Raw genomic sequence first — 25,246 nt, 5'->3', positions numbered from 1 at the left:
TATTTTGTAATGAAAAGGAGTGAACTACGGCTCTTTACATACACAGTAGATTTATAGGTTAGAAATATCGTTGTAATTGTATGATATACAAAAACCATGATGAAGAAACAAAGGTCCAAAACCAAACACCTATTAAAATTACTCCACTCACAGATGACTTTCGGGAAGAATTGTACTATATGTACAAAGTGTACAGACCTCAGGCTGACAGAAACGATTACAACTATAGCACATAGCCCCTAGGCACCCACCAAAAAAAGACCGCAAGGTCTTTTTTGTTTGTGTGCGCAGAGTTGGAGATGGTTCGAACTGCGTGTGCTATGCTTTTGTGATATGGATCAACAAAACATAGAGATAACCAAGAATGGTTCTTTTAATTCTGTTCGAATTTTTGCACTCATCGGTCTATCGATTATTGGTGTGTCTGTAATTGCAGCTACTTATCTGTATATTGATTCGTTAATAATTAAGGAGACAGAGGATATTGTGCAGCAAGAGGATGATTCTATATGGAGACCTGATCTCGTTGACTTTGGAAATATGCCAATTCCTGACCAATCTATCTCATCAGGAACTCCGCCTATAGGTGATCCGATAATAACTGAGGACATTTTGACTTTCACAGAAGATGAGAAGATTAATGAGGAACAAAGATCACCGGAGACATCAACTGCAGACGAGAAATCTAGTGAAACGGTCAGTTATGTTTCAAAATTACCCACTAATTTCAAGGATGGTATATCTACTGAAATTCTTATAGATACTGACCTACTAACTCAAACAGTTTTATCAAATGGTTCGATTATGTCTGAGCATGAGTGTTTAATTGAGGATGTAGTTGTCATTTGTTATATCTTTGAGAATAATAAACTTAATATTAAGAAAAATCTTTCGGTTGAGTTCCGAAATATTAATTATGGACGCAGTCGATATATTGTAAAACTATTTTCCTCTGTGGACACAAATTCGGTTTATTTTACATCTGAGGGACTATTTGGTGGTTCAAATTGTTGCTCAGTTTTGCGATTTGATGGAAATAGTTTGGCTTTTGAAGACGTTGATTTCGGTTTTGATCCGTATGGTGGTGACAGATTGTCTCCGTCAAATAAATTAGTTGCGCGGTTAGCAGATGAAACAACTATCGAGATATACGATTATGAATTTGGAGCAGTGATTCAAGTGGTAAAAATAAATACCAATGAGAGTCTCCATCAAAGCGAGTTTGGATATGGTGGGGCCTATCCTAATATGGAGTGGGTGGATGGCAATTCATTAAAATACGGTGTATACAAACCATACGCTGATGATGGGAGAGAAGAAAATGAATTAATCGAATACAGAATAGCAAGTATTGGAATTTGATACGTAACGCTTACGTGTTATGTATGTTTGGTTTGTGCGCCGGGCTGGATTCGAACCAGCGAAGACCGAAGTCGACAGATTTACAGTCTGTTGTGATTGACCACTCCACCACCGACGCATGATTGTATTGTTCTTTTCAGACCTCTATAACTTAATAGTCTGTTGTGATTGACTCCTTTACAGGGACTGTTCAGGTTGTATGATAGTTTATCTCGCTTCACTCGTAAACTATCGACTGATAAACGAGTGTACAGTATGAAAGTTCACTTTCATACATGACACGAGTGCAATCAGAAAGCTTTTGCTTACAACCTCTTGCGAAATGGGTCCCGACTTACAGTTGCTGTACACCTTTCGCAGAAACTGCTCAAGGTCTTGCGAAGCTGCGTAAACTCGCTTCTCACCCATTTCTCACTCCACCACCGACGCATATATGTAATTATTTGTCTCCGTAAGGAGGACAGGCTCTAAAGTACCATAATTCACTTATAAGTAAAAGTACCTGAATGTACTATGGTACGATATAGGGAGCATGACCACCAACCACCGCATACTATTCACCACAGCACTCTTCCTTCTCACCGCCTCTGTCACGTACGCTGCAGGGCTTGTCCCCTGTGGTGGTGGTCCTCCCGAATCAATGTGTCGCGTCTGTGACTTTGTTGCTATGGGGCAGGGATTGATGACTTGGTTTATTGGTGCGTCTGCAAGTATCGTTGCCCTCATGTTCGCCTTTGGGGGTATGAAGATGGTGATGTCCGCAGGGAACACTGGAAAAGTCTCAGAAGGAAAAGAAATGATGTCGAACTCTATCATAGGTTTCTTCATCCTCCTCGGTGCATGGCTTATTGTGAATACGATACTTATGACCGTCATGAGTGATGGTAAAGGTGTTGAGGTGTGGGGTACGGTACAGTGTGTTGATAATCCTACGATGACCGCCACGATGACGGGGCCAAGTGGTGGTGCTACGACAAATACAGGTCCGGGTGGTATGACGAATCCGGGGGGAGGAAGTGGTATACAGTGTGGGAGCCTTAATCCGGCGTGCAGTGTGAATGCGCTTACAGCCGCAGGCTTTACTCCTTCACAAGCAAATGTCATGTCGTGTATCGCGATGACAGAGAGTTCTGGTAATCCTACAGCGCAAAATAAAAGCGGTAGTGCATGTGGCACATTTCAAGTCATTAAATCAACTTGGGAAAGTGCTGCAAAAGGCACGAGTTGCAGTAGTTTTTCGTCTTGTACCAATGCATCGTGCAACGCTGAGGTAGCAAAAAAGCTGGTGTCACAGAGCGGATATAGTAGTTGGACCTGTGCCAATTGTAATGCAAAAGCTCAAGCGTGTATTACAAAGTATGGACCATAAATTGTATATGAATAATAAAAGCATCATTATCGTCATTGTATTACTACTCCTTGGGGGGTTTGGTTTTTGGTTTTACATTTCAAATAATGCAGTGGATACTCCGTCTGAAAATCAAGGAACAGAGTTTCCGAGTAGCGGAACAAACGCCTCACAAAATCCAGATGGCACGTCCTCTACAAATACGGGTAGTAGTAATACGTTGCTCACACTCAATACAACATCGGGTGCTACTCTCTCGGTGCGTAATTTTATGAGTGACCCAGACACCGTGGCAGACCCTCAAAATGAGGGATATTACCACTTAGGTGAACACTTTCCACTTGATGGCTCTTTCGTAGAAACATACCCTCCTTTTACCATTATGTACGTTGCACAAACACAGTACTTCAATATTTCACTTACTTCAGAACCAATAAGCAAAGCCCGCACTGGTGCTGAGCAATATTTGCTTACCCATCTTGGACTCAGTGAGGAGCAGTTGTGCCAGATTGACTATATGGTGAGCGTTCCGTATTTTATTAATCAGTTTTACACAAGTCAGGATTTACGATTTAGTTTTTGTCCGGGTAGTGTTCCATTATAATGTCTAATTTTATTTTATGACCACCAACCAACGCATACTATTCATCACAAGCCTCTTCCTTCTCACCGCCTCTGTCACGTACGCTGCAGGCCTAGTCCCCTGTGGTGGTGGTCCTCCCGAACCAATGTGTCGCGTCTGTGACTTTGTTGCTATGGGGCAGGGATTGATGACTTGGTTTATAGGCGCATCTGCAACTATCGTTGCCCTCATGTTCGCCTTTGGTGGCATGAAAATGGTGATGTCCGCAGGGAACACTGGAAAAGTCTCAGAAGGAAAAGAAATGATGTCGAACTCTATCATAGGTTTCTTCATCCTCCTCGGTGCATGGCTTATTGTGAACACGATACTTATGACCGTCATGAGTGATGGCAAAGGTATTGAGGTGTGGGGTACAGTACAGTGTGTAGATAATCCAACGATGACCGCCACGATGACAGGACCAAGTGGTGGTGCTACGACAAATACAGGTCCGGGTGGTATGACGAATCCGGGTGGAGGAAGTGCAGGATCAATTGCTGCTGCTGCACTCGGGGCACAAGGTTTTTCAACGGCAGGAGGTCCTGGTGGTGGCTCACTTGCATGCGCATGGGCTGTAAACAAAGTACTAGAAGATGCAGGCATAAGTCCCATTGATGGTAATAGTGTGAAGTCAATGGAGCAAGCACTTGCAGGAGGTAGGGGAACATTGGTTGATCAATCAGCTGCGAAAGCTGGGGATATTGTTATTGTGACTGACGGTTCACGATCTCATACGGGCATTTGCATGAATGCAGGATGTACAAAAACAATTTCAAACAGTTCATCGAATAAAACATTTTCTTGGGTAAGTGATTCAAGTTTTAGCCCATCCTATAAAGCGGGACCTGGAAGAATCTATAGCATAAATAAAATTTAATAACTTCAATCTATGAATAAGATAATCATACTAGTTGGGCTTCTCGGAGTTATTGGATTAGGTTATTCTTTATGGGTCCTGTCACCAAACGAACTCCCAAAACCCCCAAATGGTAGTGTCTCAACTTTCCCCGTAGCATCATCTACTACAGGAACAACAGAAACGCCAATCAATCAAGAAGAACAAACGAAGCGTGTAGCGATAAAAAGTGCGTTTGAAAAGCAAGTCGTGACACCACTCCCAATCACTCTTGGATATACCATCATTGTTTCAAATTATGCCTTACAAGAATGGGATGATGGATATTCTGCAGGAGAATCAGTTTTTGTGTATACGGCAGAAAAAGGTTGGACAGTTATCCCAGAAGCCGCGGTCGTTTGGAGTGTAGAAAATCTTGTCTCTGTTGGTGTTCCTGAGTTAGTTGCACGGGAGATAATAATAAAAAGGAAGGCTAGCCAAGGTTATTAAATTCTTCATATAATCGTTGACCCCAATGCGTATTTCCCGTACTATAGGAGTCCTGGGCCTATATTTCAGTGGTAGAATTCTGGTCTCCAAAACCAGCGACCGAGGTTCGAGCCCTCGTGGGCCCGCCATATTAAAACACCTCATTTGATGAGGTGTTTTAATATGGCGGGCCCACGAAGCGCATCTGTTTGCGAATGCAAACAGGAGCACGGGCTCGAAGCCGTTGCGTGCTATTTTATGATTCGCAGAGCGAAGAAATAAAATAGCCACAACGGGTACTGAACATGTAATGTTCAAATCCTCGTGGGCCCGCCCAGATATACAAAAAGCTGTCATAAGACAGCTTTTTGTATATCTGGGCGGGCCCAAGCACAGTGCGGGGCACTGTGCGATCAGGATTTGAAGCCCTTTAGAGATATCTTTTCGAATGAAATGAAGAAAAGTATCCTAAAGGGGTACTGAAACTGTAAGTTTCGAGCCCTCGTGGGCCCGCAAAGGAACACAAAAGAACAGACACGAAAGTGTCTGTTCTTTTGTGTAGCAAGCAAACTGCTTTGCTTGCGGTCCTTTGCGGGAGACGGAACGATGCCGCTAGGCGAGTGAGTCGGGGTCGAGAGTGCTTAGACTTTTCTTTGAAAAGACTTAGATAAAATTTTCTGGGAGATAATTTTATCGTGACCGCAAAGAGGTGACCTGCGTCACGTACGTGCTCGACGGGGTGAAATAGTTTGGGAAACTATTTCACGAGCGTTGTGAGTCACTTTCAAAAAGTGATGAACAGCGAGCTGGGGTGGCCAGAAAATAATAAGCGTAGCGATTATATTTTCTGAGCCCTTCATAAATTCTTTTACATAAAAGAATTTATGAAGGTGCTTATTATTTTAGAAGCGAAGCGAACTAAAATAATTAGCAACTCGTGACCGCAAAACGAGCATTTACAGAGAATAGGTCCATGTAAATAAGATGCTCCAGTGATATAACGCGTTTGAGGAGTTCTTCATGCACTCTTTTGTTAAATTGTATTAGAATTCTTGAACTCATTACATACATGGCAATAAGTTGCTAACTACAGTTCTACATACTATAGTTAGCGTATATGGATTCCTTTATAATACTCGTACTAACCGCAGTAGTGCTAATTGTCGTAGCACTGATTGATTACTTTGTTAAAAATCTCAAGAAGGTGGAGAAAGAAGTGGTTGCAGACTTGCAAAATGCTCAAGCAAAGGGAGAGAGTGTGTACACCATACCTGAGGAATACAATAACGTATCTCTTGGAGTCGGTTCTGGAATCAAATTCGGTTTTGGTTTTGGGATAGGATTATTTTTTGCAGGTATAATTATAGCCCTAACGTCAAGTTTATTTTTTGGGTTTACAATATCAAAAATACTTTCGAATGTCTAAAATAACATTTGAGAAGATTTACTTTAGCCAATCCCATCCTTCTTTAGGTAACCATCCCTGAGCATCTAACGGATCAACTTTTATAACCATGTAATGTAAAGCACCCATGTGCTGTTTTACTAATTGATTTAATTGGTTTACGTTTAAATTCGTCTTTACCATATATACTGACCCACTGAGATAGTGCCACCATGCTGAAACATGTGTGGGGTATAAATTAATCGTAACAAAATTATGGAACTTTGTCAGATTGAAGGGGGGGTTACTGTTTGTGGCAATAAGATAGACATTCATACTAATTTTATGGGTTCACTCAATTGAACTTCTGAAATTGGGGATAATTCAAGTAAATCCTCATCTACGATAGGCTTGTTTGGATTCAAAATGGCCAAAACGTGTGTCGCTTTTGTACCAAGGGTATGTGTTTCATCTCCAATAAGAGACAAAGCTTGTTTTTGTATAACATGAGTTTCTGACCTGAGCATGTCTGGATTATTCTTGGCAAAATGTTCATAACTCCGCACAATCATGATAAGCACTATCGTTGGAAACAGTAGTGAAAAAAATCTTAACCATGAATTTTCCGAAAGAGTAAAAACAATGCATACAACTGCGACGGCAAAAACAAGCCCAATCAATAAAGGATACAATGCACTAGACTTACTTATTTTAGCTATCACTCCTTCAATCTGAGGTAAGAGATAATTCATCTTATTTCCACAACTATACCACAAATTTTTATTAATTAAAGTGTCTGTTCTTTTGTGTACCAATTCCTCACCTCACTACATCCCTCACCCCTCATACCCCCGAATCGCATTCATAAAAATCTCTCCAAACTGAGACAACTTCTTCTCACCCACACCACTGATGCTGAGGAACGCTTCATTCGTTTTTGGTTTATGAAGAGCCATTTCATGAAGTGCTTTGTCGCCAAAGACAATGTACGGAGGAACGCGAAGTCGTGCTGCTTCGCTTGTTCTCACTTGACGTAGTGCTTCAAATAATGAGACGTCATAACTCGCATTTTTAACTACTGACACAACTGACTTCGGCACCACCTTCTTAGTTTTTTGAATTATGAGTGGAGTGGGAGAAATACAGTAGTCACAGTTTCCGCAGTTTTGCTTTGTGTACTCTTCATTAAAATATTTAAGCAAAAACTTTCGACGGCATCCCGTTAGTTTTCCATATTGTACTGATTGTTCGAGATTGTACTGTACCTGTTGTTTTTCCACTGGGTCTGCGATTCTGTTGTTAAAAAAGTCATGTTTGAATTTATCAGCAAGAGAAAACAAGAGTACGCAACGTGCAGGGAGGCCGTCTCGCCCTGCGCGACCTGTCTCTTGATAGTATCCTTCTATTGATTTGGGGAGACTATGATGAATGACTAATCGTACATCGGGTTTGTCTATTCCCATGCCAAAGGCAATGGTAGCCACCATGATTTGGATATCGTCACGAATAAAGCGCTCCTGGTTGTCTCTGCGGGTATCAGCACTCAGACCTGCGTGATACGTACTTGCTTTATATCCTTGCTTATTTAATTTCTCTGCAACCGTTTCAGTGTCCTTTCGAGAGAAGCAGTAGATGATAATGCTTTCACCCTTATATAGAGACACAAGAGAAAGAATAGTGGAGAAGGAATCTTTTTTTGGTAACACTTCATAACTCAAGTTTTGCCGATTAAAGCTTGAAGTGAAAATGTGCGGTGAGGGGAGCGCAAGTTGGCTCACGATATCTGCACGGACTTTTTCCGTTGCAGTAGCGGTAAGAGCAATGATGGGAATAGAAGGAAATTTTTGTCGAAGTGATTTGAGGTTACGATAGTCTGGTCTAAAGTCGTGGCCCCACTCAGAGATACAGTGCGCTTCATCAATAGCGAATAGGCTCACTGGCAGTGTGTGTAAGAGTGCTTCAAAATGGGGAAGTGCGAGTCGTTCTGGTGTTATGTACAAAATTTTAAGTGACCCATTTTTTACCTTCTCTATTACTCCGCTGATTTCATCTTGACGGAGGGAACTATTAATAAATGCTGCGGGTATGCCGTTCCCCGTGAGTGCATCCACCTGATCTTTCATGAGTGAGATGAGTGGGGAAATGACAATGGTGGTGCCCGGTTGCAGCAAGGCGGGTAGTTGGAAACAGAGCGATTTCCCACCACCAGTTGGCATAAGGACGACACAGTCCTGTTTGTCCATTACTTTTTCAATTATATCTTTTTGCAACGGTCGAAATTCGTCGTAGCCAAAGTATTGTTTTAAGGTGCTGTACATATGAAATAATGCGTAGTGACACCTATTATCCCATACCTGATATAGAATCAAAACAAAAACGTTTCAAAACCTTGTGGTGTAGTGACCATTGTATCAAGGCGACGCCTTGATACAATTTGATGTAGTTGGTGGTTAGGTATTTAGGAATGCTTTCACCATTTCCTCGATTTTCTCAGATTCTTCTCTTTCAAACCATTGTATATCTTCATCTCTCTTGAGCCAGGTCATTTGTCGTTTTGCATATTGCCAACTTTTTGTTTCTATAAGGGCACACATCTCATTTTCTGTAATGATATTTTGAAGATATTTTGCAATGTACTCATACTCAATGCCGAGCTCGGTCATTCGCTCATACGAAAGACCATTCTTGTGGAGAGCGACAACCTCATCAATCATTCCCCTATCTAATCGCTCTATGAGGCGTGTGTGTATATTTTTGACCAATTCCTCCTTTTCGATACTAATGCCAATTTTAAGAGGATTATACAACTCCACAGCCTGAGTCTTCGGTACTACTTCAATAGCCGAAGCAATTTCAATCGCTCGTATGAGTCTTCTTCTATTATTCTGATCAATAGTGAGGGCTCGTGCTGTGTCCTGTTTCTGAAGTTTTAAAAAAAGTTCTTCAGTTGGGAGTTTCTCGAGTTCAGTACGTAATTCGGGGTTTGGTGAAACTTCTGGTGTTGAGACATCGCCAAGAAGTGCGTCTACATAGAAAAAGGTACCTCCAACAATAATGGGTAATTTTCCCCGTGAAAGGACGTCACTCATTGCTCTTCGGCCGTCGCGGACGTAGTCGTGGGCGGTGTACACCTCGTTTGGCTGTGCGACATCGAGGAGATGGTGAGGAATACCCTGCATTTCTTCCTGTGTCACTTTTCCCGTACCAATATCGAGTCCCGTATATACCTGCCTTGAATCAGCAGAAACAACCTCGCCACCAAATTTTTTGGCAAGTTCTATAGAAAGGGAAGTCTTTCCCGATGCTGTAGGGCCTACGATAACTATGGCCTTATGTTTTTTCATTGCTAAATTATTCGGAATAAAATTCCTTCCTCAGTATGTCTTGCGGAATGTATCTACTCGCCTGATTGAATATTTTTTTGAGCGTACCCAGTTTAATTTCCTTATGATTTGGGACTATAAGCACTTCTGTACCATATGCGGAAAAACGCTTTAATTTAATATGACTTCCCGTTTGTCCAGACAACTCAAAACCTTGAGTCAAGAGAATAGAAATAACATCCTTTTGAGAAAGACGTTTTAGTTTAGGCATACGTCAGTGCAGAAATTTCAAAGTTGGCGAGTACCGACGGAGCGCTCCCAAATCCAAGAGTCGAATAGTCCTCATTTTCAAAGTAAAGCGCAACGGCGTCTTTAATATTTTTAGCAAGTTCGTCAAGCGTAGGAGCGTCTGTCACAATCGCGACATTTACACCTTCGGCAATATAGTATCCATCTTCTTCTGTGATTTGAAATTGAATAATATTTTTCATTTGACCATTATATTACAAATTATCAATATATTCAAAGCGCATGCAAAGTCACATTTGCATTTATGCATAGAAGGCGTATGGTTTCAAATGGAAGCAGTCTTGTGGGTCCTTTAAATTAAATATGTGGAGGTGAATCGTGATTATTACAGGAAATAGTCCAGAAGTGGCTGTCTTGAAACAAGTGTGGAATTCTGCAGAAGGACGTGATGAGGATCTCATGGAAGACTTACGAAGGAGGTTGATGTTGCAGGTTTTAGTACCAGCCATGGAAGGATTCAGTGGTCATCTCATCCTCAAGTATCATGAATTTCTTACGAGGGTTTCTAACGGTAACCACAGTTTTGCGCGTGGTTCTGAGATGGAAACAAAGACTGTGTATTGGGTCTCGGTGGGACGCCTTTCGGGCTGTGACATTGAAGAAGTCCCTGAAGTGGTTCATCGCGTGCAAGGGGAAAATAAGTTCGTTACACCAAAAAAAGTCCGTTTACCAGTTCATTGGGAGACCTTTCTCATGCCTCAATATCAGAGTGGTGAATATCAAGCATATTTTGTCCTTGGGGAACCTAATGATATGGAAGAGAACAAGTTTGACATTTCATTGCTGGGCTATCACTTGTTCAGCCTCATGAAACCCCGCTTCGACTGGGCTACCAAGATTGAAATTGCAGTTGGCAACGAGTCAGTGGGCACGTGGCTTACGGAACGGAAGTCCGCACAAACGTTCAATATGCTCATGAGGAGGTGAAACCCGTCGCAACACGAAAACCCGTGCTTCACGACGGGTTTTTTGTTTTAATAAAGAGATTTCCGAAACACTGTGCTGGAGGAGGGACTTGAACCCTCAAGCCTTGCGGCATGCGATTTTGAGTCGCACGTGTATACCATTCCACCACTCCAGCACACTATTTCTGAAATTTGTAATTTTCTATGATAGAGGTGTTAACCCTCCCGCCTTATCGTTCTCTGAACGCCTCACAGGCGCGGTTCAGGTTGTATGATACTTTCTCCTTTTAGTCGAAACTATCGACTGACAAACAAGCGAGCAAAATAGAAAATTATTTCTATTTTCGAGCGCGAGCAGTCAGAAAGCTTTGCTTACAACCTCCTGAAATAATTTCCCAAATTATTTCAGCCTTGCGATACACGATTTTGAGTCGTGCGCGTATACCAATTCCGCCATCCCGGCATGTGCCCTAATAGGTGCCCAATGAGTGTATCAAATTATACACAGTGATGGAAATAATCAATATGATACAATATCCACCATGGCGTACGAAAGTAATTCGATTTTTTGGATCGAGGTAGAAAAAGTTGTCCCCAATCCGTTTCAACCACGGCGTGAATTTGATCAGGCAAAGTTGCAAGAACTGTCGGAGTCTATTCGTATGTACGGGGTACTGCAACCCCTCGTCGTGACACGACACGAGATTATAGGTGAAGATGGAGCATTTACCACTGAATATGAACTCATTGCCGGAGAGCGTCGTTTGCGTGCCTCTAAACTTGCAGGACTTTCACAGGTTCCGGTGATTATTCGCACTGGCGAAGAATCACAACTCATGAAACTTGAGTTGGCGATTATTGAAAACCTCCAACGTGAAGATTTAAACGCGGTAGACCGAGCACTCGCCTTTAAGCAACTCTCAGAGCAGTTTGGTCTCTCCCACATGCTGGTGGCAAAAAAGGTGGGACGGAGTCGCGAGTATGTTGCCAACTCTATTCGTCTCCTTATGCTTCCCGAGACTATCCTTGGTGCGCTTCGTCAAGGTGATATCTCTGATGGTCACGCACGTACACTCCTCATGCTCAATGATCGTCCCACAGAGCAGGATGTGGTCTTCCGTGAGATTCTTATAAAGAAACTTTCGGTGCGCGAGGTAGAGCGTATTTCTCGCAAGATTGCGACTGAAAAAGTACGAAAGAAAAACTGGCAGGACTCAGACCCGGAACTTATTGAAATTGAAAAACAGTTCACTGAGACTTTTGGAACGCGGGTACAGATTCAGAAGACCGACTTTGGTGGCAAACTCACCATCGACTATTTTGCATCGGATGATTTACGTAAGCTTCTCGAGGTGATTCATAAAGCCGAAACCAATGTGTACGGTGGTACCGCAACGAAGATGCTTGCACACATTGAAAGTGCGACACCGCTTGCAGCCACAATTCCGCATATTGCAGAGCCTCTGGAGCGTGCCGATATGCCCGCATCCCCTACGTATGAGGAGGATGTCTTTACTCGATATGACTCAATCGAAACTCCAGAGACAAGCGAAGCGGTGCTCCATGCAGAAGAATTACAGGCAGAGCAGGGCGACTTCGGTGTAGTGGAAGAAGTACTTGAAAAGGTATCGGAAGCACAAGATATGCCTGTAGTCGCATCAACTCCGATTCCAACTCCAACATACTCTTCATATGCACCTGCTCCAGTAACATCTCACGTACCTGAAGAAGTGACACCGAGAGTGCCCGAGTATAGAGCATATACACCCACTCCTTCCGTAGTTGCCCCAGCACCCATAGTGACGGCGGATATTGCTCCTACACCAACACCCGAGCCTGTAGCAGAACCTGAGGTGGTGCAAACACCAGTTCAGCCTGAACCAGTGGTTGACGACACCGACCTCTACGCAATCAAGAACTTTTCACTATAGGGTTTTGTTCGGCAAGTGCTGCGCGTATCTTGCGACGAGCAAGCGATGTTTTTGAATAATTGAGCCACTTACGCGTGGGCTTGTTTGCTTTGCCGGTGATTATTTCAACGATGTCTCCATTATTAAGTTCCGTACTGAGTTCGGTTAATTTGTTGTTAACTTTTGCTCCCGCAACATGGTCGCCAATATCGGAATGAATGGCGTACGCAAAGTCTATTGGAGACGCACCTACGGGTAAGTCAATCACATCACCTTCGGGTGTGAAGACGAAGATTCGATACGAGAAAAAGTCATCACGGTGACCATCAAAAAACTCGCGTTCGCTATCGCTTGTCTTGTGAGTGTCGGCAATTTCCTGAATCCACCTTGGGATCTTGAGTTTATGATCCTTGTCAGTCAATACTTCTTTTTGTGCATCAGGCGCCGCCTTACTTTTCCATATAAATGGCTTAAAGAGAGCGGGAACAAGTGATGCAAACCATGCAGCGGTACCACCAGACTCCTTTTGCCCCAATTGGCGATTTTTGTAAATGATGTGTGAGGCGATACCGTATTCTGCTTCACGATGCATTGCTTCGGTGCGAATTTGCACTTCGACAATAGTGCGGTTGGGGGTGATGACAGTGGTGTGAAGTGACTTATAACCATTTGGCTTCGGGAACGCAATATAATCCTTTACGCGCTGTGGAAGCGGACGCCAGACTTCATGGACAATACCCAGAACCTGATAACACTCTTCAATAGTGGGGACCACCACACGAATAGCAAGATAGTCGTATACACGGTCCATATCCCATTCACGACGCTTTAATTTTTGGAAAAGGCTATAGAGACCTTTTGAACGAAATGATGTATGAAAATCACGTATGCCACTTTCGGCGAGACGCTTCTGGAGTGCTTTGCGCGCACGTTCTAAATCGACTTCACTGCTCTTTGCGATGTGTTTGGTAACGTCAAGGACACGCTTGTGTTCTTCGGGATATACATAGGGAAACGCGAGGTCCTCGAGTTCTTTACGAATGCGTCCCATACCGAGGCGGTGAGTGACGGGAACATAAATTTCCAAAGTCTCACGTGCAATACGCAATTGCTTTTCTTGCGGTACATACTGCAAGGTCTGCATGTTGTGGAGACGGTCGAGCAACTTGATGATGAGGACACGTATGTCTTGACTCGTGGCAACAAAAAGTTTGCGAAGACTTTCATTGTGACGGTCGCTCCCGTAGTAGCGTACGGAGCCAAGTTTGGTGACACCCTGCACGAGAAAAAAGATTTCTTCGCCAAATTCGGCCTTCAGTTCTTCAGGGGTAACGTTTGTATCCTCGATACTGTCGTGAAGAAGGCCTGCAGCAACCGTGGGTGCACCCATACCTATTTCGGCAAGCATTTTTGCTACCGAAGCAAGGTGTGTGAGATACGAATCCCCCGAATAGCGTGTGCGCCCTTCATGTGCCTTTGCAGCATAGTCGTATGCACGACGAATAAGCGCTACATCATCGGGAGAGGTAATGGTAAGTACATCAATAATTTCCTGCGCAGTGATGAGAGTAGCCATACTCTTATAGTACACTCTGTTCCTCGGAGAGCAACAGAGCAAGCAGGAACTACTATTTTTTAGCGAGAAGTGCTATAGCGTCGTCTAGACTGAAGGTATCTATATTGGTGTTGTCGGGGAGCCAGATACGCGCGAATCCTCGGGTGAGATAGCGGCCTGATTTTGATTCGAAAACCTTAATCATTTTTTTGGTTTTTGGGTGTACGCCCACTTCTTTGAGGAGTTTTTCACCCGTACGCGTCTTCTTTGGTTCCTTTAGAATTTCAAGTGCACGGTTAAAAGTGACTTCGTATGGTGTGTCAGGATTCTTGAGTGATCGGAAGTCACCAACGTGACCGATGTATGGTCCGAAGCGCCCTGTGTTTGCGATAATAGGTTCTTCTGTGTCGGGGTGGGTACCCAATGTACGGGGAAGTATAAGGTAGTGGAGAGCGTCAGCAAGAGTGACCTCTGCAAGTGCTTTTCCTTTTGGAAGACTTGCGCGCTTCGGAGCAATGGCCTTCTTGCCCTTAACCTTCTCAGGAGTTTTGCCAACTTGTACGTAAGGGCCAAAGCGTCCATTCAAGAGATATATTTCTTCTCCCGTCTCAGGGTTGATACCCAACGGCTCGTCGTTTTTAATAAGTGAACCATCAATCATGCGCGCGCCATCACAGGCAGGGTAGGTAGCGCACGAAAGGAATTTGCCACCACGGCCAAGCTTGATAACCATTTCTTTGTTACAAAGCGGGCAAGGGAACTCTTTTGGTCCTGGGCCGAGGTTGGTGATTTTTTCAATATCTTCTTTCGAGAGCACTTTCTTATGGAACGGCTTGTAAAAGGCACTGAGGGTTTCGGTATAGCCGCGGGTGCCGAGGGCTATTTCGTCGAGTTTGTCTTCCATTTCACTCGTGAAATCATCACCGATGTATTCGGTAAAGTGTTCTTCGAGAAATGAAGAGACAAGGTCACCCGTGTCGGTAGGGAGAAGCGTGCGTCCTTCCTTTAGCACATACCCACGATCAATAATCGTCTTCATAATAGATGCGTACGTCGAAGGGCGGCCGATACCTCGTTTTTCAAGTTCTTTAATGAGTCCTGCTTCGGTGTATCGGCTGGGCGGCTGTGTCTCCTTACCCTCACTCTCGAGTATCGTGAGCGTGAGACTGTCACCAACTTTAAGAAGTGGTACCTCCACATCTTCTCCACGGGCACGGGTATCAACGGTGAGCCATCCGGGGAAGAGTACGCGCGAGCCTGTGGTAGCAAAGTCTGGGATACTTTCTGATGAGTCGGTGATATTTCCCGTGACCTTCGTGCGCTCTATTTGCGCGTCACTCATTTGTGATGCAACAGCACGCTCCCAAATGAGAGTGTATAGTTTCTTTTGGTCGTCAGTGCTCCCCGCAACTCGCTTAGCAAAGTTGCTTGGGCGCACCGCCTCATGGGCTTCCTGCGCTGACTTACTTTTTGTCTTGTACGTACGCGGTGCAACGTATTCTTTTCCAAATTCTTTTGCCACGAGCGCGATGATTTGCTTTTGTGCAATATCACTCATGTTGGTAGAGTCGGTACGCATATAGGTAATGAAGCCGGCCTCATAGAGTTTCTGCGCGGCTCCCATGGTGCGCGATGGTGAAAAGCCAAGACGCGTTGAAGCCACCTGCTGAAGCGTAGAGGTGGTGAAGGGAGGGCGGGGGACGCGCTTTTGCTCTGAGGTGGTGATGTTTTTCACTACCCATGGATGCGCACTTCCGATAGACACTATAGAATCTGCTTCCTCTTTTACTTTTGGTTCAATAACACAGGTAAGTGGGAGCGGAGTTTTGCTTGGAGTCTTTGTGTGTGCGGTAAGCACAAAGTATGCTTCAGGCACAAAGGCACGGATGAGACGCTCACGCTCCATAATGATGCGGAGAGCGGGGGACTGTACGCGCCCCGCAGAAAGTCCGTACCGTACTTTTTTCCAAATGAGTCCCGAGAGGTCGTACCCTACAAGACGGTCGAGAACACGCCGTGCTTCCTGCGCTTCTTTAAGGTGCATATCAATGTCGCGCGGATGGAGGAGTGCCTCCTTCACTGCTGGCTCTGTAATTTCATGAAAGACAACACGCTTCGGCTTCTTGGTTTGGTCCTTAATAAGTTCAGCCACATGCCACGCTATTGCTTCACCCTCGCGGTCGGGGTCAGTTGCGAGGAGAACCTTGTTTGCCTTCGCCGCTTCCTTCCTCAGTTCACTGATTACTTTTTCCTTACCTGCGGACTGAATATATTTTGGCACGAAGCCACCCTCGATATCTATGGCATCAGTACTGCTTTTGGGGAGGTCGCGCACATGGCCCACGGATGCACGCACGGTGTATCCATCACCGAGATATTTCTCAATAGTTTTCGCTTTTGCAGGTGATTCTACGATAACAAGTGTTTTACTCATGACCTCAATACATACTAGGGAACGGGAATACTGTCAAATGGTAACTTTGTATGCAATACCCACTAGACCCTTCAAAAAATACTATTATATGCAACTTTATAGCCAGAAAACTCTATATATGAGGAATTGAAGTGTCTTTTGAGTTACAAAGGAAAATATGCGGATTAATACATACGTTCTTAATGTAAAAGGACAAAAGTCGCGGAAAATATGATTAAAAGGTGCTATTGACAATATTTTGAGGTGTGCTACCATATTGGGACGTTCATGTGGACGTGATTACGAAAGGAGCTGCACCTTGAGGATCAAAACCGCTTTTGCGAATATTTTGAAAACCGATGACCTGATGACCATTTCCTTCGACAACGGCGCCAACGGCAATAATTGATCCAGGGCCGGCCGCCGGCCAGGGATACTATCGGCTAGCATTGTCTAACCGGTAGCATCAATGGCGTAACACCCCGAAATCGCCTCTTGTTCAACAAGGGCGGTTCTCGGGCAACTTGTTTGGCCTCTCGCCGCTCGCGCGTGAAGTACACCCGCTCCGGCAAGGCCGCGCCTGCGGGGGAATCCTCCCCCGCTAACCCCGGGGTGGCGAGAATCGCTCGCCGCCCCACCAGCCCTAACCAATCGTCGCCCACATCAAACGGCGACAAGTTCTTTAGGAAGGAGGTTCCTCACCACGAAAATCAATCCAAAAGGCAGACCCCGGTCTGCCTTTTTCTATTTTTCATAATAAAAAAGCCTGGTCGATTGACCAAGCTACTTAATCCAACGTGAATTTTTATTCCTCGCGAATTTCGTTTTTGTTCACCAGTTCAGAGTATGACTGGTGGTAATTCATTGATTTCCGCTTCGAGTTTTCGGATTTTTTTCAATGAGGGACGGTCAGTCGTTTCAATCTGAATGTGTATACCTTGAAATCCATTTACCGTTACTTTTGCTGATATTTTAAGTTTCGTGATTATTTCAGATATTGAATTTGCACATAAAACTTCTACAGCCTCTGGTTCGTGTGGGATATGGGTGCGTGGTCCACGTCGGACACGCAACAAGAAATTTTCACCATCCGTTTTAATCTCAGTCACCTTCACTTCTCTCTCCTTTTCCAAATGAACATACAGTTTCAGCAGTCATAAGTCTACTCCACTAGAAGTAGATTGCAATGCAAGCACTAGATTTTATAAAATACTCCGTTTTGCTCAGTGATGTAGCCACTCAGTTCCATTTTCATGAGGAGGGTGAGGGTTTGTTCGTGGGGGTAGGGGAGTGTACGAATAAGTGCATCTTGGTCCTTGGGTTCAGTGAGAAGAGTGAGGACAGAAAGTTCTTCTTCAGTGAAGAGTGTGAGTGAGGCGGGTACGCTCGATTTCTCTTCGATGTTGAGTGCTATTAAAATGTCTTCAGGTGACGTGACGGGTGTTGCGCCGAGTTTGAGAAATTGATGGACGCCCTTGCTGTTTTCGGAAAAAATATTTCCGGGTACTGCAAGGAGGTCACGGTTGTAGTCGGCAGTGAGGCGGGCGGTGATAAGTGTTCCCGATTTCTCTCCGGCCTCAATGAGAAGTACTGCGTGTGAAAGTCCTACCATAATGCGATTGCGCTTCGGGAATGACCACGGGGTAGCCATAAAGGTGGGTTCGAATTCACTGAGTAGACCACCACCATGGGTGAGTATTTCACGAGCAAGACCTCTGTTGGTACGCGGATACATGACCGAGTCGGCAATACCCGAGCCGGGAACGGCGAGAGTGTAGAGATTATTACTCATGGCGGCTTTGTGAGCAAGCGCGTCGATGCCAAGCGCAAGTCCCGAGATAATCGACACGGGGTATCCGCGAAGCCCACCGATGAGATACTCCACCACTTGTTTCCCATAGTTTGTGTAGTCGCGTGAGCCAACTACTGCAAAGCACTTCATGTTATGTGGTGGCAACTCCCCACGTACTGTCACTTCCACAGGAGGCTCAGGGATTTCAATGAGCCGACGAAGTTCTATCTCTACAGATACCGTTCGAATAGGAAAATCCATATGTATATAGAGTGTACCACCCTGTATATTCGCATGTCTCTTTAAATACGGTATAATCCACAGGTTAATTCGTACTATATGTTAGATATTAAATTCATTAGGGAGAACCTCGACCTTATAAAAATGGCTGTGGAAAAGAAGCGTATGTCCGTAGACCTTGATGGACTTGTTGCCCTTGACGACAAGCGCAAGCAACTCCTTGTCTCCATGGAGGCTAAAAAGGCTGAGCAAAACAATGTCTCACGCGAGGTGGCTACCATCACTGATGAAGCAGTGCGTTCGGTACGTATCGCCGAGATGAAAATTCTCAAAGATGATATTCAGAAAGAAGAAGAGGAGTTGCGCGGAGTAATGCAGAAGTGGCAGGAACTGATGCTCCAGGTCCCCAACATTCCCGATATGTCGGTCCCCGATGGAAAAGATGATTCAGAAAACAGGGAAATCAAAACATGGGGAGAAAAAACCATATTTCCTTTCGCGCCAAAGAGTCATGTCGACATCATGACCGCGCTCAAGATTGTGGATTTTGAGCGTGGCACCAAAGTGCATGGATTCCGTGGGTACTATCTCCAAAAGGGTGGTGCACGTCTTTCATGGGCGATTTGGAATTACGCACAGGACTTTTTCTTGAAGCGAGGCTTCGACCCACTCATTGTGCCTGCGATTGTGCGGAAGAGTAATCTCTACGGTACCGGCCATCTCCCGAATGATGCGGAGGATGTCTATAAGACGCAGGATGAAGATTATCTCATTGGTACTGCAGAAGTCTCTACGATGGGCTATTACGCTGATGATGTACTTGAGCGCTCGGAGCTTCCTATTAAGTGGCTTTCGTTCTCACCCTGTTTCCGTCGCGAGGCGGGGAGTCATGGGAAAGATACCAAGGGACTCATTCGCGTACATGAATTTTTCAAACTCGAGCAAGTGATTATCTGTGAGGCAAACCATGCAGAGTCAGTGAAATGGCATGAGTGGCTCAATGAAAACACAGAACAATTTATTGAGTCATTAGGGATTCCGTATCGCACCGTGGTGAATTGTGGGGGTGACTTGGGACAGGGGCAGGTAAAGAAGTACGACATTGAACTCTGGGTCCCTGGGGAAGAGACGTACCGCGAAATTAGTTCTGCTTCGTACTTCCATGACTTCCAGACACGTCGTTTTAATATCCGCTATCGTGATGAAGAAGGAAAGATGCGGTACGCACATTCACTCAATTGTACTGCTATTCCCACACCCCGCATTCTCGTGTCACTCATTGAAAACTTTCAACGAGAAGATGGTACGGTAACCATCCCACCCGTACTTGCTCCGTATTTTGGTGCGGATGTACTACAATAGAAAGCGTGGCACCACGACCCGAAACAACAGTCCGCGTACGCGGGCGACGTGATACACAGCACAGCTTTGTGTGGCAGATTATGCGTGGGGTGTTGCGACTTTTTGCTATAGGAGCAGTACTCGGACTAGTGTGGTATGTCACACGACTTCCTTTCTTTACTATTACCGATGTTACGGTGTCTGGAGGTGAGACTATTTCTCATGAAGAAATACGGACACACGTACGCACTGAACTTCAAGGAGCATATTTCCTCATTGTCCCCAAACAATTTACGTATCTCTATCCAAAAGAGCGTGTGAGTGAAGTGCTTTTAAAGAATCCACGTATACACGATGTAGTGCTCGAAAGGACAGATAGACATACTCTCAATGTATCCTTTAAAGAGTATGTACCGTACGCCTTATGGTGTGGCTATAGTGCAAGTACCTCGCCATGTTACTTTGTAACTGAAGGAGGGTACGCGTTTGCTCTCGCTCCCACCATGCAGGGTGGTGCACTCCCACGGCATATACTTGAGGGTGTCGATGAACTCCATGTGGGTGATATGCATATAGAAAAATCACTTTCTGAAATTGAAGTATTCATGAAGCGTGTATCTGAGCAACTGAATCTTCGCATTGCATCGGTGCTCCATAAGAAGAATGGTGATATTGAGTTTAGTATCAATGGTGGGGGTGCGATATTTGTGACTGGAAAAAAAGACCTCAATGTTGCCTTTGATAATCTCACCTCCGTACTCGCTTCAGATGAATTTAAACACATTGAACCCGGCAATTTTAAATATATTGACGTGCGGTTTGAAAATAAGGTGTTTGTAAACGAAAAAATTGCTGAGGAGAGTACGACTACAGTGGATGTGTCAGCGACACTTCCAGAATAAGGAGAAACGTGGTATCACTTGATTCTATGTCTTTCTGGCACACACTGCCCAAACCACTCATGGTATTGGCCCCAATGGCAAACGTCACTGACGCCTCCTTTCGTCGCATGATTGCAAAGTATTCTCGACATACTCGTAAAAACGGCACCATGGGTGGGCCCGATGTCATGTGGACGGAGTTTGTATCGGCAGATGGCCTCATGCGCGCAACAGAAGCAGGGAAGGCGATGCTTATGGCCGACTTACTCTATGGTGAGGAAGAACGCCCTATTGTGGCACAACTCTTCTCATCACATCCAGAGTACATGGAGAGGGCTGCGCGACTCTGTGCAGAACTTGGCTTTGATGGAATTGATATCAATATGGGATGTCCCGACAAAACGATTGAGCGCCAAGGCTGTGGCTCAGCGATGATTAAGAATCCTGTGGTTGCACGAGAGGTTATTCGTGCCGCTAAACGAGGAGCACCAGGGCTCGCAATATCTGTGAAGACACGTATTGGCTACAATACAAATGAAATTGAGACGTGGTTACCTGCACTTCTCGAAGCATTTCCTGATGTCATCACGGTACATGCGCGTACGCGAAAGGAAATGTCAAAAGTGCCTGCGCGGTGGGAGCATGTGGCACGTGCGGTGTTAATTCGGGATGAAGTCCAGAATGCAATTCCCCAAAATGAGCGGACACTTATTTTGGGAAATGGTGACGTGACGTCACTTGCGGACGCCGAATCAAAAGTCGCCGCAACAAGTGCAGACGGAGTCATGTTTGGACGGGCTATTTTTGGGAACCCATGGTTTTTTCATCCCGATATCAACTACTCACAGATTTCCATTAAGGAAAAACTCGAAGCACTTCTCGAGCATACGCGTCTTTTTGAAGAGATACTGTCCCATAAAAACTTTGCACTTATGAAAAAGCATTATAAGGCATACGTGCACGAATTTGATGGGGCAAAAGAACTCCGTGCATCACTCATGAAGACGCACAACAGCACTGAAGTTGCTCAGGTTGTAAACAGGTTTTTTGATACTAGGGTGAGTAATGATTAAAGTCTGATATACTAAGAATAATGAGTGAGATATTACACGCCAATATTTTCTTCTTTATCACTGGTATTGCCGTTATCGTAAGTTCGGCGATTTTATGTGTGGCATTGTTTCATGCCATCAAGGTCCTCAAGTCATTGCGTCGCATTATGCTTCGCATTGAAGAAGGAACTGAAACCATTGTAGAAGACATACATCAGGTGAGCGATTTTTTCACCCAAGAAGGTTTTTTTGCACGCGTATTTGCAATACTGACCGGCTCCGGAAGACGAGCAGGTACACGCACTGCGCGTGAACGAACAAGTAAACGAAGTGAGTTAAAAATAAGAGACGAAGCATAATACTATGGCACAAAAAAAATCTACAAGCGATTTAAGTAATGCTCAAAAGGTTGGTATCGGTTTTGGTCTGACTGCCGCTGCGGTGACTGCGGCAGGTGCATATTTTTTGTACGGAAGTAAAAAAGCAACGCAAAATCGAAAGAAAGTAAAAGGATGGATGCTTAAGGCAAAAGGAGAAGTACTTGAGACTCTCGAAAAGGCTGAGTCAATTACTGAAAACGAATATAAGGCACTTGTAGAGACTGCGTGTAAGGCGTACGGCACGGTAAAGAGCGCAACCGCTGGTGAAGTAAAGGATTTTCAAAAGGAAATGCAAGAGCATTGGGGGAAACTTCAGTCAAGCAAGGCACTCAAAAAACTAGTGGCAGCGAAAGCACCAACAGTTAAAGCACCTGCTAAAAAAGTAGTAGCAAAGCCTGCTAAGAAGGCTACACCAAAGACTGCAACAAAAGCCGCATCGAAAACTGCTCCTAAGAAGGCCGCATAAAAGGGTAAGACTTTCCCTTAATACAAAACGTATCCCCCGAGCGGGGGATACGTTTTGTATTTTTATCGGGATACACGGTATGCTATAGGTATGCGAACACGCGGTACTTCTTTTTTTGATGTTGTGATTTTTTATGGAGCGCTCACTGCCTTTGTGGCTTCGGTGGTTGGCGTTTTTTTGTTTTTGCTCCTCCCGACGCAGACGGAACAAGTGGTTGAAAGTGCTCCTGTGATTACTACGCTCACACAGCCACTCACGACGGATACGTGGGGTGTCTTCGACCCCAAAACGGGCATAGTCATCACGGGAGAAAATCTCGACACCGAGCGTCCTATTGCCTCCGTCTCAAAACTCTTTACTGCATATGTAGTCATGGAGAGTGATAAAAAAGATGATGCATTTACCATCACTGCTACCGATGTCGCCACGTATGGTCGTTCGGGGAAACTTACCTATGGTGAGATGGTGACACCGTACACACTCCTTTTCCCACTTCTGATTGAATCATCAAATGACGCTGCAGTCGCAATCTCTCGCTATATGGGATCTGAGTTTGAGACACAGATACACTCAGTTACAGAAACATTGGCACTTTCACATACTCATATTGTGGAACCTTCGGGCCTCAGTCCACGTGATATTTCAAGCGTACGTGACTTAGCAATTTTTTATGCCTACTTAGCGAAAAACAAGCCACATATTCTTGATATTACTCGTCTCCCAATCTACATTGCCCTTCGGGATGGGTATATGAATAACAATCCTGCAATCAAGATAGATGCATATAAGGGAGGAAAACACGGTTTTACCGACGAAGCAGGACGTACATTTGTGGGTGCCTTTGAGGGGGAGGATGGAAAGGATGTTGGTGTCGTTCTATTAGGAAGTACTGATTTAATTCACGATATTGAAATACTCAGAACGCAAGGTGCGAAGTTTGCCGTCGCATCTGATATAATGGCAGAATGACCGATATTTCACTTGCGCTCTATCGCAAATACCGCCCCAGTACCTTCGAAGAGGTACGCAATCAAGACCACATCATTAGGGTATTACAAGGCGCGCTTGCTAAAAAGATGATTCCTCACGCGCTCCTTTTTACGGGGTCACGCGGTACCGGAAAGACGACCGTGGCACGCATTTTCGCACATGCAGTGGGTGCTCACGACGTGGATATCTATGAAATCGATGCAGCCTCAAATCGTGGTATCGACGATATACGAGAACTCAAGGAAGCAGTACATACATCTCCCTTTGAGTCCCCCTACAAGGTGTATATCATTGATGAAGTACATATGCTCACCAAAGAAGCATTTAATGCACTTTTGAAAACACTCGAAGAACCTCCTGCACATGTGATTTTTATACTTGCTACTACTGAGCGCGATAAACTGCTTGATACGATTACCTCACGGTGCCAAGTGTTTGAGTTTCATGCACCAACTCGTGAAGAGTTGCGTGACACGGTGATGGCAGTAGCGCAAAAAGAAAAATTTACACTTGATGCACATGCGGCAGATGTTGTGGCACTTGCAGCGGATGGCTCATTCCGTGACGCACTGGGCATTACTCAAAAGGTGATAATGGCTTCGGGAGATGCGGTACTGACCGCAGACGAAGTCGCAGCTATTGTTGGTGCACCTAAAAATATTTTACTCCAAGAAGTATTTGCAGCTTTTGCGACAAAAAATCTTGAAGCAGGACTCGAGGCACTTGCGCGCGCCGATGTGGGACGCTTTGATATGAAGCTTTTTATGCGTCTTCTCTTAGAGCGCGTACGGACAGTGCTTTTAGTACGCTTTAATCCAAAGGATGCTGATTCTTTTTTGGTACAGTACAGTGTTGAGGATGCGGCAGCGCTTCGTGCTGCAGCAAAAGATGCAGTCACCACTATTAATTCAGCGCTCGTACTAAGGCTTTTGTCCGCAAGTGAGTCAGTAGGAAAGAGTGCCATCCCGCAACTTCCTCTGGAACTTGCGCTTATTGAGCATTGTTCATAGATTATGCATATTTACTTCGTACGACACGGATCCACGGTATTGAATGACCTTCACGTCCACCAATCCCCGGGCACAAGCCTTTCGCCAAAAGGATATGACCAAGCGCTTTCCGTGGGTGAATCACTGCGCAGTGTTAATCCAGATCTACTTATTTCAAGCGAGTATACACGCGCACGTGAGACTGCCCGAGTGATTGGTGAGTGTGTTGGGCTCACACCAGAAGTGAGTGATTTTTTCTATGAGGTGTCTCGACCCTCATCACTTTTTGGTAAGTCCCATTTTCATCCGAAGACACTCGTGTACGTGTTTTTATCTACGCTCATGCGAAATCGTCCTTCTTGGCATTTCGAGGACGCTGAAAATTTTTCGGACATAAAAATGCGCGCAACGCGAGCGCTCACGTATCTTGAATCACTCACCCCTACACATGCTTCAGTCATAGTAGTTTCCCATACTATTTTTATAAACATGATGATATCGTATATGTGTCAAAACAAGATGTATGATCTCAAAAGTCTCATACTGACCATACTGCATATCAAGCAGATGAAGAACACTGATGTAATTCATGTAGAGTGTATGGGTAGAACGAATAAAAATTCCTGTGTATGGAGCGTCGTGTATGAGGTATAATAATTG

At 44.7% G+C, this 25,246-nt stretch carries 25 protein-coding genes and 3 tRNA genes; 17 read left to right on the top strand and 11 right to left on the bottom strand.

What is annotated here, in order from left to right; all coding sequences use genetic code 11:
* Positions 1-333 precede the first annotated feature (333 nt).
* Positions 334-1,362 (top strand): hypothetical protein, encoded by a 1,029-nt coding sequence (locus tag IPH92_02075; protein ID QQR65347.1) that lies wholly within the window; start codon positions 334-336, stop codon positions 1,360-1,362.
* A 35-nt stretch (positions 1,363-1,397) separates the two neighbouring features.
* Here the strand turns inward: IPH92_02075 and IPH92_02070 are convergent.
* A tRNA-Tyr gene (locus IPH92_02070) sits at positions 1,398-1,480 on the bottom strand.
* 414 nt (positions 1,481-1,894) lie between these two features.
* Here IPH92_02070 and IPH92_02065 point away from each other — a divergent pair.
* The 6 genes from IPH92_02065 to IPH92_02040 all read left to right on the top strand — a co-directional run bounded on the left by IPH92_02065 (position 1,895) and on the right by IPH92_02040 (position 6,082).
* Positions 1,895-2,731: a transglycosylase SLT domain-containing protein gene (locus IPH92_02065; GenBank protein ID QQR65346.1), complete on the top strand. Its 837-nt coding sequence runs from the start codon at positions 1,895-1,897 to the stop codon at positions 2,729-2,731.
* 7 nt (positions 2,732-2,738) lie between these two features.
* On the top strand, positions 2,739-3,314 hold the full coding sequence (locus tag IPH92_02060) for a hypothetical protein (protein ID QQR65345.1): 576 nt from the start codon (positions 2,739-2,741) through the stop codon (positions 3,312-3,314).
* A gap of 16 nt (positions 3,315-3,330) precedes the next feature.
* Entirely contained in the window at positions 3,331-4,209 is an 879-nt protein-coding gene (locus IPH92_02055) for a hypothetical protein (protein QQR65344.1), read from the top strand.
* A 12-nt stretch (positions 4,210-4,221) separates the two neighbouring features.
* Positions 4,222-4,677, top strand: coding sequence for a hypothetical protein (locus IPH92_02050; GenBank protein ID QQR65343.1), 456 nt, complete (start codon positions 4,222-4,224; stop codon positions 4,675-4,677).
* Between the two features lie 54 nt (positions 4,678-4,731).
* A tRNA-Trp gene (locus tag IPH92_02045) sits at positions 4,732-4,805 on the top strand.
* Positions 4,806-5,773: 968 nt separating this feature from the next.
* Positions 5,774-6,082, top strand: coding sequence for a hypothetical protein (locus IPH92_02040; GenBank protein ID QQR65342.1), 309 nt, complete (start codon positions 5,774-5,776; stop codon positions 6,080-6,082).
* Between the two features lie 290 nt (positions 6,083-6,372).
* Here the strand turns inward: IPH92_02040 and IPH92_02035 are convergent, their stop codons facing one another.
* From IPH92_02035 to IPH92_02015, 5 genes are all read right to left on the bottom strand, one after another.
* The gene (locus IPH92_02035; protein QQR65341.1) at positions 6,373-6,792 is read right to left on the bottom strand and encodes a hypothetical protein; all 420 of its coding nucleotides are present in this window, start codon (positions 6,790-6,792) and stop codon (positions 6,373-6,375) included.
* Positions 6,793-6,876: 84 nt separating this feature from the next.
* Positions 6,877-8,358 carry an ATP-dependent DNA helicase RecQ gene (locus IPH92_02030; GenBank protein QQR65340.1) on the bottom strand — a complete coding sequence of 494 codons (1,482 nt, stop codon included), beginning with the start codon at positions 8,356-8,358 and terminating at the stop codon, positions 6,877-6,879.
* A gap of 132 nt (positions 8,359-8,490) precedes the next feature.
* Entirely contained in the window at positions 8,491-9,384 is an 894-nt protein-coding gene (miaA, locus tag IPH92_02025) for a tRNA (adenosine(37)-N6)-dimethylallyltransferase MiaA (GenBank protein ID QQR65339.1), read from the bottom strand.
* Positions 9,385-9,391: 7 nt separating this feature from the next.
* Complete coding sequence (locus tag IPH92_02020; GenBank protein QQR65338.1) at positions 9,392-9,634, bottom strand: type II toxin-antitoxin system HicA family toxin; 243 nt, start codon at positions 9,632-9,634, stop codon at positions 9,392-9,394.
* Positions 9,627-9,854, bottom strand: coding sequence for a DUF1902 domain-containing protein (locus IPH92_02015; GenBank protein QQR65337.1), 228 nt, complete (start codon positions 9,852-9,854; stop codon positions 9,627-9,629). The genes IPH92_02020 and IPH92_02015 overlap by 8 nt, the downstream gene beginning before the upstream one ends.
* Positions 9,855-9,990: 136 nt before the next feature.
* Between IPH92_02015 and IPH92_02010 the strand changes: the two genes are divergently transcribed.
* On the top strand, positions 9,991-10,599 hold the full coding sequence (locus tag IPH92_02010; protein ID QQR65336.1) for a hypothetical protein: 609 nt from the start codon (positions 9,991-9,993) through the stop codon (positions 10,597-10,599).
* Positions 10,600-10,672: 73 nt separating this feature from the next.
* Here IPH92_02010 and IPH92_02005 read toward each other — a convergent pair.
* Positions 10,673-10,753: transfer RNA gene (locus IPH92_02005), tRNA-Leu, on the bottom strand.
* 366 nt (positions 10,754-11,119) lie between these two features.
* On the opposite strand from IPH92_02005, the gene IPH92_02000 reads away from it, so the two are divergent.
* Positions 11,120-12,508, top strand: a complete 1,389-nt coding sequence (locus IPH92_02000) for a ParB/RepB/Spo0J family partition protein (protein QQR65335.1) — start codon at positions 11,120-11,122, stop codon at positions 12,506-12,508.
* Here IPH92_02000 and IPH92_01995 read toward each other — a convergent pair.
* The 4 genes from IPH92_01995 to dprA all read right to left on the bottom strand — a co-directional run bounded on the left by IPH92_01995 (position 12,489) and on the right by dprA (position 18,508).
* Positions 12,489-14,063 carry a bifunctional (p)ppGpp synthetase/guanosine-3',5'-bis(diphosphate) 3'-pyrophosphohydrolase gene (locus tag IPH92_01995; protein ID QQR65334.1) on the bottom strand — a complete coding sequence of 525 codons (1,575 nt, stop codon included), beginning with the start codon at positions 14,061-14,063 and terminating at the stop codon, positions 12,489-12,491. The genes IPH92_02000 and IPH92_01995 overlap by 20 nt on opposite strands.
* Before the next feature lie 52 nt (positions 14,064-14,115).
* Positions 14,116-16,476 (bottom strand): type I DNA topoisomerase, encoded by a 2,361-nt coding sequence (gene topA, locus IPH92_01990; GenBank protein ID QQR65333.1) that lies wholly within the window; start codon positions 16,474-16,476, stop codon positions 14,116-14,118.
* Between the two features lie 818 nt (positions 16,477-17,294).
* Positions 17,295-17,588 (bottom strand): hypothetical protein, encoded by a 294-nt coding sequence (locus tag IPH92_01985; GenBank protein QQR65332.1) that lies wholly within the window; start codon positions 17,586-17,588, stop codon positions 17,295-17,297.
* Between the two features lie 62 nt (positions 17,589-17,650).
* A complete protein-coding gene (gene dprA, locus IPH92_01980; GenBank protein QQR65331.1) occupies positions 17,651-18,508 on the bottom strand; it encodes a DNA-protecting protein DprA in 858 nt (285 codons plus the stop codon).
* 78 nt (positions 18,509-18,586) lie between these two features.
* Here dprA and serS point away from each other — a divergent pair, with 78 nt between their 5' ends.
* The 8 genes from serS to IPH92_01940 all read left to right on the top strand — a co-directional run bounded on the left by serS (position 18,587) and on the right by IPH92_01940 (position 25,240).
* Entirely contained in the window at positions 18,587-19,849 is a 1,263-nt protein-coding gene (gene serS, locus IPH92_01975) for a serine--tRNA ligase (protein ID QQR65330.1), read from the top strand.
* Between the two features lie 5 nt (positions 19,850-19,854).
* Positions 19,855-20,730, top strand: a complete 876-nt coding sequence (locus tag IPH92_01970; GenBank protein ID QQR65329.1) for a hypothetical protein — start codon at positions 19,855-19,857, stop codon at positions 20,728-20,730.
* Between the two features lie 59 nt (positions 20,731-20,789).
* Positions 20,790-21,782 carry a tRNA-dihydrouridine synthase gene (locus IPH92_01965; protein ID QQR65328.1) on the top strand — a complete coding sequence of 331 codons (993 nt, stop codon included), beginning with the start codon at positions 20,790-20,792 and terminating at the stop codon, positions 21,780-21,782.
* 20 nt (positions 21,783-21,802) lie between these two features.
* Complete coding sequence (locus tag IPH92_01960) at positions 21,803-22,120, top strand: hypothetical protein (GenBank protein ID QQR65327.1); 318 nt, start codon at positions 21,803-21,805, stop codon at positions 22,118-22,120.
* A 4-nt stretch (positions 22,121-22,124) separates the two neighbouring features.
* Positions 22,125-22,607 (top strand): hypothetical protein, encoded by a 483-nt coding sequence (locus tag IPH92_01955; protein ID QQR65326.1) that lies wholly within the window; start codon positions 22,125-22,127, stop codon positions 22,605-22,607.
* A 90-nt stretch (positions 22,608-22,697) separates the two neighbouring features.
* Complete coding sequence (locus IPH92_01950) at positions 22,698-23,576, top strand: D-alanyl-D-alanine carboxypeptidase (GenBank protein ID QQR65325.1); 879 nt, start codon at positions 22,698-22,700, stop codon at positions 23,574-23,576.
* The gene (gene dnaX, locus IPH92_01945; GenBank protein ID QQR65324.1) at positions 23,573-24,607 is read left to right on the top strand and encodes a DNA polymerase III subunit gamma/tau; all 1,035 of its coding nucleotides are present in this window, start codon (positions 23,573-23,575) and stop codon (positions 24,605-24,607) included. Before IPH92_01950 ends, dnaX begins: the two co-directional genes overlap by 4 nt.
* A gap of 3 nt (positions 24,608-24,610) precedes the next feature.
* Positions 24,611-25,240, top strand: coding sequence for a histidine phosphatase family protein (locus IPH92_01940; GenBank protein ID QQR65323.1), 630 nt, complete (start codon positions 24,611-24,613; stop codon positions 25,238-25,240).
* Positions 25,241-25,246: the final 6 nt, after the last annotated feature.

It is taken from the genome of Candidatus Kaiserbacteria bacterium (assembly GCA_016699245.1).
GTDB lineage: Bacteria > Patescibacteriota > Minisyncoccia > Phycocordibacterales > UBA918 > Damh-18.
The sequence above is the reverse complement of the archived record's forward strand: the minus strand, read 5'-3'. Positions and strand labels throughout refer to the sequence as shown.